This window comes from Neisseria sp. P0021.S006, from assembly GCF_051956895.1.
Map to the genome: position 1 here is coordinate 31,175 of NZ_JBQCWZ010000016.1, position 14,418 is coordinate 45,592.

The 14,418-nt window shown below is 49.7% G+C and carries 10 protein-coding genes; 3 read left to right on the forward strand and 7 right to left on the reverse strand.

Annotated features, from left to right (window positions below; all coding sequences use genetic code 11):
* Positions 1 to 161 precede the first annotated feature (161 nt).
* From putP to ACTHUM_RS05235, 3 genes are all read right to left on the reverse strand, one after another.
* A complete protein-coding gene (putP, locus tag ACTHUM_RS05225) occupies positions 162 to 1,688 on the reverse strand; it encodes a sodium/proline symporter PutP (protein WP_049336262.1) in 1,527 nt (508 codons plus the stop codon).
* Positions 1,689 to 2,140: 452 nt separating this feature from the next.
* Entirely contained in the window at positions 2,141 to 2,935 is a 795-nt protein-coding gene (locus tag ACTHUM_RS05230; protein WP_004520655.1) for a formate/nitrite transporter family protein, read from the reverse strand.
* A gap of 198 nt (positions 2,936 to 3,133) precedes the next feature.
* Positions 3,134 to 5,347: a RelA/SpoT family protein gene (locus ACTHUM_RS05235; protein ID WP_070695305.1), complete on the reverse strand. Its 2,214-nt coding sequence runs from the start codon at positions 5,345 to 5,347 to the stop codon at positions 3,134 to 3,136.
* Between the two features lie 88 nt (positions 5,348 to 5,435).
* On the opposite strand from ACTHUM_RS05235, the gene ACTHUM_RS05240 reads away from it, so the two are divergent.
* Complete coding sequence (locus ACTHUM_RS05240; RefSeq protein ID WP_070695306.1) at positions 5,436 to 6,146, forward strand: GrxB family glutaredoxin; 711 nt, start codon at positions 5,436 to 5,438, stop codon at positions 6,144 to 6,146.
* Between the two features lie 54 nt (positions 6,147 to 6,200).
* Here the strand turns inward: ACTHUM_RS05240 and ACTHUM_RS05245 are convergent, their stop codons facing one another.
* From ACTHUM_RS05245 to ACTHUM_RS05255, 3 genes are read right to left on the reverse strand one after another with little or no spacing between them, the layout of a single operon-like run.
* On the reverse strand, positions 6,201 to 6,719 hold the full coding sequence (locus ACTHUM_RS05245; RefSeq protein WP_070695307.1) for a PqiC family protein: 519 nt from the start codon (positions 6,717 to 6,719) through the stop codon (positions 6,201 to 6,203).
* Complete coding sequence (gene pqiB, locus ACTHUM_RS05250; RefSeq protein WP_049336255.1) at positions 6,719 to 8,380, reverse strand: intermembrane transport protein PqiB; 1,662 nt, start codon at positions 8,378 to 8,380, stop codon at positions 6,719 to 6,721. The genes ACTHUM_RS05245 and pqiB overlap by 1 nt, the downstream gene beginning before the upstream one ends.
* A complete protein-coding gene (locus ACTHUM_RS05255) occupies positions 8,377 to 9,687 on the reverse strand; it encodes a paraquat-inducible protein A (protein ID WP_079453695.1) in 1,311 nt (436 codons plus the stop codon). The genes pqiB and ACTHUM_RS05255 overlap by 4 nt, the downstream gene beginning before the upstream one ends.
* 404 nt (positions 9,688 to 10,091) lie before the next feature.
* On the opposite strand from ACTHUM_RS05255, the gene ACTHUM_RS05260 reads away from it, so the two are divergent.
* Together ACTHUM_RS05260 and ACTHUM_RS05265 are read left to right on the forward strand one after the other, a co-directional pair.
* Positions 10,092 to 10,715 carry a biliverdin-producing heme oxygenase gene (locus ACTHUM_RS05260; RefSeq protein ID WP_440361277.1) on the forward strand — a complete coding sequence of 208 codons (624 nt, stop codon included), beginning with the start codon at positions 10,092 to 10,094 and terminating at the stop codon, positions 10,713 to 10,715.
* A 174-nt stretch (positions 10,716 to 10,889) separates the two neighbouring features.
* Positions 10,890 to 13,262 carry a TonB-dependent hemoglobin/transferrin/lactoferrin family receptor gene (locus ACTHUM_RS05265; protein WP_440361278.1) on the forward strand — a complete coding sequence of 791 codons (2,373 nt, stop codon included), beginning with the start codon at positions 10,890 to 10,892 and terminating at the stop codon, positions 13,260 to 13,262.
* A 77-nt stretch (positions 13,263 to 13,339) separates the two neighbouring features.
* Here the strand turns inward: ACTHUM_RS05265 and mnmC are convergent.
* Positions 13,340 to 14,418: FAD-dependent 5-carboxymethylaminomethyl-2-thiouridine(34) oxidoreductase MnmC (mnmC, locus tag ACTHUM_RS05270; RefSeq protein WP_440402798.1), on the reverse strand; the 1,079-nt coding region annotated here is incomplete at its 5' end.

The following is a 14,418-nucleotide window of genomic DNA, read 5'->3' on the forward strand; positions in this document are numbered from 1 at the left end:
AAGCATTCTGAAGGATAGTAATATCGTAATAAAATTATGATGCGGATACAAGATGCATCCGCATAAATTGCTGTTTTTTCTGATAAGGCTCAGATTATTTTGAAACAGTTTATGTCGTAAAGACGGCCTGCACGGAATCATGCAGGCCGTCTGAAAACGTCTTATTTAGAGGCGCGGTATTCTGCGTCTGCTTTTTCGAAACGTTCTTGCAATTCGCGTGAAGGTTTTTTGTCGATCAGGGACACCAAAACAATCACGAGTGTGCAAATGATAAAGCCGGGGACGATTTCATAGACAGTAGCGAAACCTGTTTCTTGTGCGGCCAAAGCAGGTTTTTTGATCCACTCAGCCCAAACTACTACAGTCAGTGCACCTGCAATCATGCCGGAGAGTGCGCCGTAGGCAGTAATGCGTTTCCACAGTACAGACAGGATAACGACCGGGCCGAATGCGGCACCAAAGCCAGCCCATGCGTAAGCTACCAAGCCTAATACTTTGCTTTCAGGATCAGAAGCAATCAGGATGGAAATCACGGCAATCGCCAATACCATCAGACGGCCAATCCATACCAATTCAGCTTGTTGTGCTTTTTTACGCAGGAAGCCTTTATAGAAGTCTTCGGTAATCGCGCTGGAGCAAACCAACAATTGGCAAGACAGGGTAGACATTACGGCGGCGAGAATCGCGCTCAAGATGATACCGGCAATCCAAGGGTTGAAGAGCAGGGTAGCCAAAGCGATGAAGATACGTTCGTGGTTGCCGTTCATTTCATCAACGTGGGCAGGGTTGGCGCCGAAGTAAGCGATACCGAAGTAGCCGACAGCCACGGCACCGGCCATACACAGAACCATCCAGGTCATACCGATACGGCGTGCAGAAACCAGAGATTTAGCGCTTTCAGCAGCCATGAAACGGGCCAAAATGTGTGGTTGGCCGAAATAGCCCAAGCCCCAAGCGGCGGTAGAGATAATGCCGATGAAAGTAGTACCGGCAAACAGGCTGCCGTATTCTTTACCGGTAGAAGCGGCAACTTGTTGGATGGCAGCGTTCATTTGATCAGCACCGCCCAAACCCAAGTACACCATGACAGGAGTCAGTACCAATGCAAAAATCATCAAAGAAGCTTGCAGGGTATCGGTCCAGCTTACTGCCAAGAAACCGCCCAAGAAAGTGTAGGCGATGGTCGCGCCGGCACCCAGCCACATGGCTTGAGTGTAAGACATACCGTGGAACAGGCTTTGGAACAGGGTAGCACCGGCTACGATGCCTGAAGCACAGTAAATAGTGAAGAAGAACAAGATAATCAGTGCGGAAACCACTTTCATCAAGTGACCGCCGGCACCGAAGCGGTGGAAGAAGTAATCAGGAAGCGTCAGTGCGTTGTTGGCGTATTCGGTATGCACGCGCAAACGGCCTGCAACCAAGAGCCAGTTGAGGTATGCACCCACAATCAGACCAATGGCAATCCAAGCTTCATTCAAACCGCTCAGGTAAATGGCACCTGGCAAACCCATCAAAAGCCAACCTGACATATCGGAAGCACCGGCAGACATCGCGGTCACGAACGGACCTAAGCTGCGGCCGCCGAGAATGTAGTCGTCGAAGTTTCGTGTTGAAAAATAGGCGGCGAGGCCGATCAGTAATACGGCGACCAAATAGATCGCGAAAGTGATATACATGGGATTCATGTACTTATTCCTCATCTAACTTTTAAAACGGGTTTGAAATTGCAAGCAATTCATACCCAAACTTTTTTCTAATAAAAATACAGCTTAAAAATCCTGTTTTTTGCGAGAGAGACAGGATAAATTATTTTCAAATACAATAAAATACGAAATTTTAATGCATTAAATTGTAAATAATTTAAACCAGCATACCGTAAAAAGTCGCTTTTGCAAAGCGAAGAACTCAGCCTTTATTCGAAATTGATGCCGCCTTTTGGCTAAGTCATTTAAAAACATAAAAATATATAAATTTTTACCGATGATGACGAAGGAAAGTGTGTGAAACTATCTTTCCTGATGTTTTTTGGGGATTAAAGAGAAAAAGTAATTAAACGACTTGGACTTTCAGACGGCCTTGTGCAGAAACCCCGTATCTGTGTCGGGCAAATACGGGATTTTTAGAAAAAAAGACTACATTAAATAGAAAAATCGTCTTTTAGTAAGTGTTTGTAAGCAAAGAGATAAGAGGCTGCGACAAAGGATGACCCGCCCAGGACGTTGCCTAAGAAAACGGGAATCATATTGTAGAAAAATTGACCCCAGCTGACGTTTGCGCCCGCCCAAATGCCGGCCGGAATGATGAACATATTGGCAACAAAGTGTTGAAAGCCGATTAATACGAAGATCATAACAGGGAACCACATGGCTAAGATTCGTCCTGAAGTATGGCGTGCGCCGAAGTAAAACCAGATGCCCATACACACCATCCAGTTACATGCGATGGCAGAAACGAATGCGCGGCCGAAGTCCATATTGACTTTAGCTTCGGCAATGGCAATGGTTTTCGCTGCGGCCGGTCCTTCGGCAAGGCCAACGTAGTGGCCGAGGAAATAGGCCATGGCAACGGCGCCTGCCAGATTGCCCAAGCTGACAATGAGCCAGTTGCGTACCAGTTTGTAGGTGCTGACACGGCCGGTTAATCTGCCCAAAGCCATAATCATCATATTGCCTGTTGCCAACTCGCCGCCGCCGATTAAGATACAAATCAGTGCGATAGGGAACACGGATGCGCCCAACAGGGCGGCCAGACCGTTCCATTCGGCAGGAATGCCGCTGATGACGCGCAGGCAGGCAAGATAACCGAAGCCGACATAACCGCCGCCCAAGAAACTCAAAATCACCAACATCTTGATGCTGAATTCAGATTTGGCGCAACTTTTGCCGATGGCGTCCTGCAAAATTTCATGAGGGAACAGGTCTCGTGTGTCCATGAAGTTTCCTTAAGGTTAATATAAGAATAAAAATATCTTTCTTTATCATGCGGATGGCGAGTTTGCCTGAGAATATGGCAAACAGGAAATAACGGCTGATTGTAAGGATAGAAGCGTAGGTTATATATTGGCAGCCGATGTGTGAAAGGCCGTCTGAAAGCAATACTTTCAGACGGCCTTTAGATGGGGGAATGGGAATTATAAGCGCGTTACGCTTAAAACGCCTTTGATGTCGCCCAAGCTGGCTAATACGCGCGGCAGGTCGTTGACTTGGCGGACTTCAAGGGTAAAGCGCATACTGGCTTCCAAATCGCGCGATTGGGTTTGCACCGCGGTAACGTTGAGTTTATGACGCGCCAGCGCATCCGAAACGTCGCGCAGCAAACCGGAGCGGTCTTGAGCGCGGATTTCGACATCGACGGCAAATACTTGTCCTTCTTGCAAGGCTGCCCAGCTTGCATTCAACACTTTTTCCGGAGCCTGCTCGGCGAGGTGGCGGAAAGAAGGGCAGGTGCAGCGATGGACGGAAATACCGCGGTCGCGTGTAACGAAACCGATAATGTCGTCAGGAGGTGCTGGTTTGCAGCATTTGGCAAGCGTGGTCATCAGGCCGTCTTCGCCGTCAATCAAAATGCCATTTTTGCCGCCTTTTTTGATTTTGGACTGCTTGACGATATTGGTTTCATCAATCGGCACGGGAGGCGGTTCATTCAGCGCGCCGCAGGCTTTGTGGATGGCGCGGTTGGAAACTTCGCCCTGACCGATGGCCGTATAGAGTTCGTCGGTTTTTTTGAAGCCGAGTTTTTCCGCCAATGCTTGCAGATTGGGTTTTGGGAAGATTTTTGACAACTGTTTGTCCAATTGGGCGCGGCCTTCTTCGCGCACGGTATCTGCATTTTGCTGGCGGATATAGGCACGGATTTTGCTGATGGCGCGGTTGGATTTGACCCAGCCTTCGTAGAGCCAGTTGACGGAAGGATTTCCCTCTTTGGCGGTAATGATTTCAACGCGTTGTCCGTTTTCCAACGGCGTTGACAGCGGCACGATTTGTCCTTCGACTTTTGCGCCGCGGCAACGGTCGCCTACGCTGCTGTGCAGGGCATAGGCAAAGTCGATGGGGGTGGCGCCCGTAGGCAGGGAGAGGACTTTGCCGTGCGGAGTCAAAACATAAATCGTGTCGTTGAACAGCTCGGTTTTGAAAGCGGCGGCAAGGTCTTCTTTGCCGCTTTCGGCCATGTTTTCGCGCCAGTCCAAGAGTTGGCGCAACCAAGCGATTTTCTGTTCATAGGCGGAATCACCCTTGCCACCTTCTTTATAACGCCAGTGGGCGGCAACACCGAATTCGTTGAATTGGTGCATGTCGAAGGTGCGGATTTGGACTTCCACACCTTTGTCTTCCGGGCCGACGATGACAGTGTGCAAACTTTTATAGCCGTTGCCTTTTGGGTTGGCGATATAGTCGTCGAACTCGCCCGGAATCGGCTGCCAGAGGCTGTGGACAATGCCCAAGGTGGTGTAACACTCGGGAATGGTGTCCACCAAAATCCGTACGGCACGGATGTCGAACAGGCCGTCGAAAGTGAGCTTTTTCTTCACCATTTTTTTGTAAATGGAGTAGATGTGCTTCGGTCTTCCGGCAACTTCAAAATGAATATTGTATTTTTTCAGTTCCGTACGCAGGATATTGAGGAAGTTTTCGATGTATTCGAGGCGCTCGGTGCGTTTTTCGTCCAAAAGTAGGGCGATTTCGCGGTATTTTTCCGGCTCTTGATGACGGAAGCCCAAGTCTTCGAGCTGCCATTTGAGTTGCCACACGCCCAAGCGGTTGGCGAGCGGGGCAAAAATGTCGAGGGTTTCTTTGGCAACGGCGCGTTTTTCAGGATTGTCGGGAACGTTGCTTAAGAATTGCAGGGTGCGCGTGCGCATCGCCAGTTTGATCAGGACGACGCGGATGTCGGTAACCATCGCCAACAGCATTTTGCGCATGGTTTCGGCTTGTTGGCTGCGTTCTTCCGGCGTGGCAAGGCTATCCACGCGGGCGAATTGGGTCAGTTTTTGTACTTCGTCTACGCCTTTGACCAGCTCGCAAACGGTGCTGTTGCAGCGTTCGGCAACCAATTCTTGCCAAGTGGGAACGTATTTGCCGATGTCGGACAAAATCGTAGCCGCCACGGCATCGGGCAATAAGTCGAGTTCGCTGACGATTTGCATCGAGCCGAGGAAATGTTCCATTAAAGGCTCGCCGTAAGTCGTTAGGGCATCGGCGGGATAATGTTCTTTAGCCAGGTCAAAGGCCGTCTGAATCAGGTTTTTATCGGGATCAGGCAGCGCGGCAACATAGCTGTCGAACCATGCGAGGAGGCCTTCCAGCGTTACGCTCGATGTTTGGGGCGTTTGGCGAATAGTGGTCATGGCGTGCGTTTTTTTCTTTTTGATAAAAACGTTGCCATTGTAACAGTTTATTGCCGGCAGCCCTAGATTTGTATGCGAAGGTGGCACTATGTTTCAGGAAGCCTTGTTTCAGACGGCCTTGGGTGTTATGGTTAACCGTTTTGAAATTTTAAGGAGTATTTTGATGAAACTGTATATTTACGACCATTGCCCGTTTTGCGTTCGTGCAAGGATGATTTTCGGCTTGCGCGATGTGGCGGTGGAAGAGGTCGTCTTAGCAAACGATGATGAAGCTACGCCGATTGGCATGATTGGTTCAAAACAAGTGCCGATTTTGCAAAAAGAAGACGGTTCGTTTATGGGCGAGAGTTTGGATATTGTCCGTTACATCGATCAAGGCCGTCTGAAAGAAGAAGTTCGTCCAGAAGTACAGGCTTGGTTGGACAAAGTGGGTGAATACAATAACAAATTGGTACAGCCGCGCATGGTCAAAATCGGCCTGCCCGAATTTGAGACTGATGAAGCGAAAAAATACTTTATCGACAAAAAAGAGAAAAGTATCGGCAATTTCGAGACTAATCTGAACAAAACGGCGCAATATCTGGAGCGTCTGCATCAAGACTTGGCAGAACTGGAAGCGCTGGTGTGCGAAGGCGAGGGCTTGGGCGGTGAAATCAGTTTGGAAGATATCCTGACTTTCCCTATTTTGCGCAACCTGACCGTTGTGCGCGGTATTCAATGGCCGCAAAAATTGATGGATTATTTGCTGGCGATGAGCGAGCGATCCGGCGTGGCTCTGTATTTTGACCGCGCGTTGTAATGAATGTTTGAGACATAAAAAAGGCCGTCTGAAAATGTTCAGACGGCCTTTCGTTTAATAAGCAATCGTATCGGCAACCTGTGACAAACCGTTTTCCAACGATTCGAGCATGGCGGTATAGCCGTCGCCTTGCTGCGGCGTGACGGCGTTAAACGGTTTGCTGCGTCCGTCCGGCCATTGTGCATAACCGCTGATGGTGGTCTGCCCCTGATAGCTGCCTTGGAAGGCTTCGATATAGACTTTTAGGGTTTGGCTGCTTTGGCTGCGTGAAGCAGGGACGAAAGTATGGCGCGGATTGAGGCGGTTGAGCTTGTTGCTGAGGTTGGCCGCCAACGCGCCATCGAGTGGTGCCGCCCAAAGGTGGTTTTTCGCCAGATTCACATGATAGGCATCGGTTTGGTAAACGAGGCCGCCGTTGGCAAGCGGTTCGGCAAGGTTGACTTTGACCGCGATTTCGTTGCCATACGCAGCCGGACGGATGTACTGGCTGTCGGGCAGGACGAAATATTGTGTGCTTTGAGCAGTGCCGCAGGCGGCAAGCGTCAGGGCGGCGGCAATCGGGAAGAGGCGCATTATCGGCTTCCTTTCGGGATAGGGTCTTTGCTGCTGCTGTTGAAAATCAGCGCGTTGGGTTTTTCTTTCAAAGTATTAATCACGGGTTGAACGTCTTTTAAGGTTTTGTCCAAACTTTGCAGCGTATTTTGTACGTCGCCGTAGATAGGCGATTGAGGCGATACGCCTTGCAGGGTTTGACGCAACTCTTTCAGGGTTTGGTTCAACTCGTTCGGAATGTTTTGTGTCTGCGGTTTGCCGACCAGTTTGTCGATAGAGCTTAAAGCAGCATTGGCAGATTTGAGTGTGGATTTGAGCTCGGCAAGCGAACCGTTCAAGCCGGCAACGGTTTTATCCAATGGCAGATTGTTGAACTTGTCTAACAAATCGGCCACTTTTGCCTGCAAATCGTCCAAACCGCCGCCTTGGGTCGCGATAACGGTATCGCCTGCATAAACGGTATGCGGTCGCAGCTTAGGCGAGGCGGAAGGTTGATCGTTCAACTCAATCATTTTGCTGCCGGTCAGCAGGTTGTTGCTGGAGATGGTGGCGGTCAGGCCTTTGTTTAAGGCCGTCTGAAATTGTTGTTTCCAATGTTCTTTGCTTTGCTCGTCGGCATTGATTTCCAAACGGGAAGGCTCGATGCGGATGCGTACGGGAATCCAACCGTTTTCAAACAAATGCAGGCTGTCGTTGCGGTCGAAATAAGGGACATCGGAAACCACGCCGACATTCAGGCCTTTGTATTCGACAGGCGAACCGGCAGACAGGCCGCGTACGGATTGTTTGAAGAATGCGGTGTAGTACAGCGAGCGGTCGTCAGGCAGGTTGGCGACTTCGCTGCGGCTGTCATAAAGCGTGAAGCTGTCTTCGCTTTTGACGTTTTTGCTGTCGCTTGTTTTGGGCGAATCAAACGAAATCGCACCGGACAGCAGGGCAGGCAGAGGGGCGGAATTGAGTTTGACACCACTGCCTGTGGTTTCGATATTAATGCCGCTTTCCAGCCAAAAACGGCTGGCGGAATTAATCAGTTTGTCGTTGGGGCTTTGAATGAAAATGGTGTAATGCACGCTTTGGTCGGACGGGTCGAAATGCGCGCTTTCTACTTGACCGACCATAAAGTTTTCATACAAAACAGGGCTGCTGACGTTGAGGATGCGGTCGTTTTTGCCGATCAAATTCAGGCGCAGGCCGCTTTGACCGATGGCGGCAATCGGCGGAATGTCTTGGACGACAAATACATCTTTGGTTTCTTGGCTTTTGCCCGGTGTAAATGCAATATATGAGCCGGAAAGCAAGGTTCCCAAGCCGGTAACGCCACTTTGGTCGATACGCGGTTTGACCACCCAAAATTGGGTATCACTGCGGATAAGGTCTTTGGCGTCGGCGCTGAGCTGGGCAGTAACTTCCACGCCTTTTTGGTCGTCGCGCAATTTGATGCGGGTAACGCGTCCGACATCGACGTTCAACACCTTAATAACGGTGTTGTTGACTTCGATGCCTTCGGCGCTGTCCATCAACAGTGTAACGACAGGGCCGCGGTTGCGGATGTCTTTAACCAAAAGCCAGCCGCCGGCAATTAGCGCAATCAGCGGAATCAGCCACACGATAGACGTGAAGACATTGGTTTTCTTGACACGCGCTGGGGCATGATAATTGGGTGAAGAATCGTGTTTTTTCATTGTGTTAAGGTCTGGTCAGAATCAAGGCCGTCTGAAAGCTGCTGTTGCTTGTCCCAAATCAGACGGGGATCGAAATAATAGGCCGAAAGCATGGTCAAAATAACAACCAGGCAGAAGTAAATCGCCGCACCACCCGGCACGACGCGCGCCATATTGGTGTGGAACGAACTCATCAAAATAATAATCACAAAAATATCAATCATCGACCAGCGGCCGATGGATTCGGTGATCCGATACAAAACCGACATCTTTTCCGCGCTCATCACGGGTTTGAAGTATGCGGAATAAATCAAAACCGCCATCGCAATAATCTTCAAAACCGGCACCATAATACTGGCACTAAAGATAATCACGGCAATCAACCGATCGCCATCGTCCCACATATAAACAATGCCGTTGAAAATCGTGTTGATCTCCAAAGCCGTCGGATTGGACGAAATCATAATCGGCAGGATGTTGGCAGGGAAATACAGGATAAACGCCGCCATTAAAAACGCCAGCGAAATGCTCAGGCTTTTCGGGCGGCGGCGGTATAAGTCTGCGCCGCATACGCCGCAAGGCTGCTCGTCTTTATTGCGGAAATACAGGCAGCGGCTGCAACAGATTTTGTCTTCAGTGGCCGTCTGAACCGCATGGCCGCCGGTTAAACGGTGAATCTTATAATAAACCCAATGCTGCGGAATCGATACCGAAGTCCGAATCAGCATGACCGACAGCGGAAACATCAGATAAAACGCTGAGCCGAATTCCACTGTAGCAACGGACGAGAGCTTGATATATGCCACCAAAGTGGAAATGAAAAACACATCCACCATAATCCAATGACGCAGCCGAACCAATACACGCGTTGCAAAGCGCAGCGCAGGGTAGGCCTTTTCGCGTATCAAAGCCGTATAAACATAAAGGCAGAGCAGCAGAAACAGTAAGGGCGCGCCGAAGGTGAGGATAAACATCACTTCCGCCAGAAAACCGTAATCCAGCGAAATCAAAAGCCGCATCATTTGCGGCAACGACAAAATCGATGTTACGCCGAACAAATCCACGCGGATATACACCATATTGTACGCGAACGCCATCAGAATCAAGGTTGTCAGCGCATAGGCAATCGGCGCGATATACGGATTGTTTTCCACCTCCACAATTTCATGGTTGCACACCGGACAATGCGCTTCCTGTCCCTGACGCAGGCGCGGAATATCCATACGGCAGCCGCAATCCGGGCATTCCACCGTATGTGCAGGCAGCGTCGCATCAGGAAGATAAGACTTGTAGCGCCACCAGCGATGGTAGGCAGGAATCCGTTTCATGGTTCGGCAGGGGATAAAGAAGGTGCAAAGAATGTCGCATTATAAAGGAAAACAGAAGGATAGCCCAAATTTAGGTCGATATTTGATTGAATGGCGGCTGCTTAATAAGGTTTGGGCCGTCTGAAAAGTTTGAAAAGGGTTTAGAAGGTTATTGCTATGGGCTGTTAAATTTTATTAATAGGTCTTAGTTTGGTTTATTGTTATTATATTAAAAATAATATATATTCTCAATATTTAAAAACACGATGAGTCTTGTAGATCTGTGGAAGGTACGCGGTCAACGAATCTGAAGCAGGTTAAAAATTATCTTCTTTGTTTTTAAAACGATTCTTTTCAAATTAGACGGTATTTTTAACTATAAAGGCCGTCTGAAACCATTAGTCTCTTAATTCAAAGGAAACATCATGAGTGAAACACAAGAGCTGACTTTCGCCAAACGCTTGAAAGAGCAAACCACAGTTACACACGACAGCGTTGATAACTTGGTTATGTTTGTTCAGCCTTTCGTCAGCAAAGAAAACTACATCAAATTTTTGAAACTCCAATCAGTCTTCCACAAAGCTGTCGATCACATCTATAAAGATGCCGAATTAAACAAAGCCATTCCCGAACTCGAATACATGGCGCGTTACGATGCCGTAACCCAAGACCTAAAAGACTTGGGTGAAGAGCCTTACAAATTCGACAAAGAATTGCCGCATGAAACAGGCAATAAAGCCATCGGCTGGCTCTATTGCGCCGAAGGTTCAAATTTGGGTGCTGCTTTCTTGTTCAAACACGCTCAAAAACTCGAATACAACGGCGAACACGGCGCACGCCACCTGGCCCCGCATCCCAACGGCCGCGGCAAACACTGGCGCGCCTTCGTCGAGCACCTGAATGCCCTGAACTTAACTCCGGAAGCTGAAGCAGAAGCCATTCAAGGCGCGCGCGAAGCTTTTGAATTCTATAAAGTGATTCTGCGCGAAACCTTCGGTCTGCCGAAAGGTGCGGAAGCGCCTGAAGGTATGACGCCGCACAGACTCTAAAAAATAATTAAATCAAACAGACAAGGTCTCGGCGTAGATGTTTGCAGGGGCCTTTAATTACACAACAAAGTTTTGTTTGAACGGGTTGCTGTCTTATTAATCATTAATGATTATCAGAAATTTTTTATGCATTAACTGATGGATGAACAATCCATTACATCTTGAGTTGATAATATGAAACCATTACAAATGCTTCCTATTGCCGCACTGGTCGGCAGTATTTTTGGCAATCCAGTATTAGCAGCAGATGAAGCTGCAACTGAAACCACACCCGTTAAAGCAGAGATAAAAGAAGTCCGCGTTAAAGGTCAGCGCAATGCGCCTGCAGCCGTGGAACGTGTCAACCTTGGCCGTATCCAACAAGAAATGGTACGTGACAACAAAGACTTGGTACGTTATTCCACCGACGTTGGCTTGAGCGACAGTGGTCGCCATCAAAAAGGCTTTGCCGTACGCGGCGTGGAAGGCAACCGTGTCGGCGTCAGCATTGACGGCGTAAACCTGCCTGATTCTGAAGAAAACTCGCTGTATGCCCGTTATGGCAACTTCAACAGCTCGCGTCTGTCTATCGACCCCGAACTCGTGCGCAACATCGAAATCGTGAAGGGCGCAGACTCTTTCAATACCGGTAGCGGTGCATTGGGTGGCGGTGTGAATTACCAAACCTTGCAAGGTCATGATTTGCTGTTGCCTGAGCGTCAGTTCGGCGTGATGATGAAAAACGGTTACAGCAGCCGCAACCGCGAATGGACAAATACACTTGGGTTCGGTTTGAACAACGACCGCGTGGATGCCGCTTTGCTGTATTCGCAACGTCGCGGCCATGAGACTGAAAGCGCGGGCGAGCGTGGTTATCCGGTAGAGGGCGCCGGCAGCGGAGCGAATATCCGTGGTTCTGCGCGCGGTATTCCTGACCCGTCCAAACATAAATACCACAGCTTCTTGGGTAAGATTGCTTACCAAATCAACGACAACCATCGTATCGGCGCATCTCTCAACGGTCAGCAGGGCCACAATTACACGATCGAAGAGTCTTATAACCTGACCGCTTCTTCTTGGCGCGAAGCCGATGACGTAAACAGACGGCGCAATGCTAACCTGTTTTACGAGTGGACGCCCGATTCGAATTGGTTGTCGTTGTTGAAAGCGGACTTCGATTATCAGAAAACCAAAGTAGCGGCGGTTAACAACAAAGGCTCGTTCCCGATGGATTATTCTACCTGGACGCGCAACTATAATCAGAAGGATTTGGACGAAATCTACAACCGCAGCATGGATACAACCTTCAAACGCATTACATTGCGTATGGATAGCCAACCGTTGCAAATGGGCGGCCAACATCGCTTGTCGTTTAAAACTTTCGCCAGCCAGCGTGAGTTTGAAAACTTAAACCGCGACGACTACTACTTCAGCGGCCGTATTTTACGCACGTCCAGCACGATTCAGCATCCAGTGAAAACCAACAACTACGGTTTCTCGCTGTCTGACCAAATCCAATGGAACGACGTGTTCAGCAGCCGCGCAGGTATCCGTTACGACTACACCAAAATGACGCCGCAGCAACTGAATGCCGAGTGTCATGCTTGTGACAAAACACCACCTGCAGCCAACACTTATAAAGGCTGGAGCGGTTTTGTCGGCTTGGCTGCACAGCTGAGTCAGACATGGCGTTTGGGTTACGATGTAACTTCCGGTTTCCGCGTGCCGAATGCGTCTGAAGTGTATTTCACTTACAACCACGGCTCAGGTAACTGGTTGCCTAATCCGAACCTGAAAGCCGAGCGCAGCACCACCCATACCCTTTCTCTGCAAGGCCGCAGCGAAAAAGGTACTTTGGATGCCAACCTGTATCAAAGCAATTACCGCAACTTCTTGTCTGAAGAGCGGACGCTGACCACCAGCGGCGATGTCGGCTGTACTCAGATGAATTACTACTATGGTATTTGTAGCAATCCTTATTCCGAAAAACTGGATTGGCAGATGCAAAACATTGACAAGGCCCGAATCCGTGGTCTTGAGCTGACAGGCCGACTGAATTTGGGACAAGTGGTTTCTTTCGTACCTGAAGGCTGGAAACTGTTTGGTTCTGTCGGTTACGCGAAGAGCAAACTGTCAGGCAACAACAGCCTGTTGTCCACTCAGCCTCTGAAAGTGATTGCCGGTGTCGATTACGAGAGCCCGAGCGAAAAATGGGGTGTATTCTCCCGCCTGACTTATTTGGGTGCGAAAAAAGCTAAAGATGCGCAGTACACCGTGTTTGAAAACAACGGTTGGGGTACGCCTTTGCAAGAAAAAGTAGTAGATTATCCATGGCTGAACAAATCGGCTTATGTGTTTGATATGTACGGCTTCTACAAACCGGCTAAAAACCTGACTTTGCGTGCCGGCGTATACAATATGTTCAACCGCAAATACACCACTTGGGACTCCCTGCGCGGCCTGTACAGCTATAGCACCACCAACGGCGTTGACCGCGATGGCAAAGGCTTAGACCGCTATCGCGCCCCAGGCCGCAATTACGCCGTATCTCTGGAATGGAAATTCTAAGCAGTTAACGGATAGCTAAAGGCCGTCTGAAAGTTTTAATGACTTTCAGACGGCCTTTTTTATTTAAAACGAAATTTTTAAACGGATAACAACGGCTGCTGCCGAACAATCGCGCGGATGATGGCGCGGTTGGGGTGTAACGCGGTTCTCAGCCTTTGCGATAGCGGATGCGGCAAGCCGAGTATTTCGGCTGCAATGGCGGCGGCGCAGATGGGGGCTGTCGCCAGTCCGCGCGTGCCGTGTGCCGTATTGATGTAGGCATTGGTCAGGTAAGGGCAGGGGATTTTGTCGAGGCGGTAGTTTTTGTCCAATGCCAGCTTGGCGTAGGCGGACTGCATGGCGGTGATGTCGCCGAGCGCGCCGACAACGGGCAAGTGGTCGAGGCTGTCGCAACGTAGGGCGGCATGGCCTTGTGTGTTTTGAAGGCCGTCTGAAAACGAATCTTGCTCAAACAGGGATTGTGCCAATGGCGGATTGAGCTGGTGCAGGGCGGCGCGGTTTTCGGTTTCTTCGTGCGGATACCAAGTTTCATCGTTGCTGTTGAGGATAAATGTTGCGCCGTAGCAGTGACGGCCTTGCCAGCTTGGGCTGATGTAGCTTTCGCCGGAAATGGCGCAACGCAGTTTTTGTGAAAACGGGCTGGCGGACACAACACCGGTTTGACCGCGGATTTGGCGGAAAGGCAGGGCGGAGACGTTGGTGTCGGCGGCAGTCGGGCTATGCGCGCCCATACAGTAAACGATATGGCTGGCATTGAAATACGCGTCTGGTGTGTGTGCTGTCCATTGTGAGCCGTCATACGATACGGCGGTCAGCGGCGAGTGTTCGTGCAACTCAATCAGCGGATGATTCAATAAGGTATGAACGACGGCGGGCGGATTCAGCCATACGCCTTGCGGCCAGTAAAGGCCGTCTGAAAATACGTTTATGCCTGCGATGGACGCAGCTTCTTCGGCAGATACGCTGTGGTAAAGGTGTTTATGCTGGTGTTGCAAAACCAAGGCTTGATTGCGTTTGCGTTCGCTGTCGTCAAAATTCAAATGCAATACGCCGTCGCCGCCCCATACGTCGGAGTCGGGCAGCAAGTCTTCCAACAATCGGCGCGTGTAGCCGTAGCCTGTCAGCAGCAGCTCGGTTTGTTCGGTATCGTGTGGCG

Bases quoted from the DNA above. Each gene is read 5' to 3' on its own strand.
- putP (WP_049336262.1), bottom strand. From the start codon at position 1,688: ATGAATCCCATGTATATCACTTTCGCGATCTATTTGGTCGCCGTATTA.
- ACTHUM_RS05230 (WP_004520655.1), bottom strand. From the start codon at position 2,935: ATGGACACACGAGACCTGTTCCCTCATGAAATTTTGCAGGACGCCATC.
- ACTHUM_RS05235 (WP_070695305.1), bottom strand. From the start codon at position 5,347: ATGACCACTATTCGCCAAACGCCCCAAACATCGAGCGTAACGCTGGAA.
- ACTHUM_RS05240 (WP_070695306.1), top strand. From the start codon at position 5,436: ATGTTTCAGGAAGCCTTGTTTCAGACGGCCTTGGGTGTTATGGTTAAC.
- ACTHUM_RS05245 (WP_070695307.1), bottom strand. From the start codon at position 6,719: ATGCGCCTCTTCCCGATTGCCGCCGCCCTGACGCTTGCCGCCTGCGGC.
- pqiB (WP_049336255.1), bottom strand. From the start codon at position 8,380: ATGAAAAAACACGATTCTTCACCCAATTATCATGCCCCAGCGCGTGTC.
- ACTHUM_RS05255 (WP_079453695.1), bottom strand. From the start codon at position 9,687: ATGAAACGGATTCCTGCCTACCATCGCTGGTGGCGCTACAAGTCTTAT.
- ACTHUM_RS05260 (WP_440361277.1), top strand. From the start codon at position 10,092: ATGAGTGAAACACAAGAGCTGACTTTCGCCAAACGCTTGAAAGAGCAA.
- ACTHUM_RS05265 (WP_440361278.1), top strand. From the start codon at position 10,890: ATGAAACCATTACAAATGCTTCCTATTGCCGCACTGGTCGGCAGTATT.